The sequence below is a fragment of the Alcanivorax sp. HI0044 genome, from assembly GCF_001634945.1.
The window spans coordinates 1-850 of record NZ_LWEZ01000457.1 but is presented as its reverse complement, the minus strand read 5'-3'; the positions used below and the strand labels follow the sequence as shown (position 1 = coordinate 850).

Here is an 850-nt window from a genome sequence, read left to right as displayed (position 1 = left end):
TTGATCCCAGCGCGTGGCGGATCTCAGTTTTTGCCCGTGATGATGCTCTTTGGCCAGCCTCTCAAAATCATGTCTCGAAACCGGTTTGAGCAGTTGGTGAAAGGCGGTGTTATGATGTGACAAAGCCTGAACCTCCCTGATCACAATGTTTTCCTCGCAGAATCATTGTAACCAGTTCGGTTCAGGCTTTTTCATTTGTCCCTCAACTGTGGGACAGCAGTGGGCCAATTGGCCGGGCTTTTTTGTGCCGGTCTGCCCGCAACACGGACCTCGACCCTGCTAGCGTCTAGCGCAGATCACCCACCCAACGCAGGCAACCACAGTGATATCTGCGGAAACAGAATCAGAATGAAGGTGGCGATCAGCAGCATAAAGATAAACGGCGGCGTACCCCGAATCACATCCAGATAGGGGCGACGGAACACCGCAATGGCGGTGAAAATATCGCACCCGAACGGCGGCGTGGCGGAACCAATAGCCGCCTGCAGGGTAACGATCACGCCCACGTGAATCGGGTCCAGGTTGGCGGATTCGATCAGCGGCTTGAAGATCGGCACCAGAATCAGGATCACCACGATGGGGTCCACAAACATGCAGCCAATAAAGAATGCCACGGCGATCAGCGCCAGCGCCGCCACCTGATTCTGGCCAATGGATTCAATGGCAGGCCCCAGCAGTTTCTCGGGAATCCCGGCAGTCCCCAAAGTGTGGGAAAACGCCGCGCCAATGGCCACCAGGATAAAGACCACCGCAGTGATCATCCCGGAGGACAACGCCAGCCCCCCCAGGTCCTTCACGCTGACCTTGCGGAAAATCACCACTTCCAGCAGCAAGGCATACGCCACCGCGA

General features: G+C 56.5%; 2 protein-coding genes. Both read right to left on the bottom strand.

All coding sequences use genetic code 11. From position 1 onward, the window contains the following. The coding region (locus A3730_RS29460) for a DUF4372 domain-containing protein (RefSeq protein ID WP_156500943.1) at positions 1 to 123 on the bottom strand (123 nt) is incomplete at its 3' end. Positions 124 to 296: 173 nt separating this feature from the next. Beyond that, the coding region (locus A3730_RS05590; protein WP_156500942.1) for a TRAP transporter large permease subunit at positions 297 to 850 on the bottom strand (554 nt) is incomplete at its 5' end.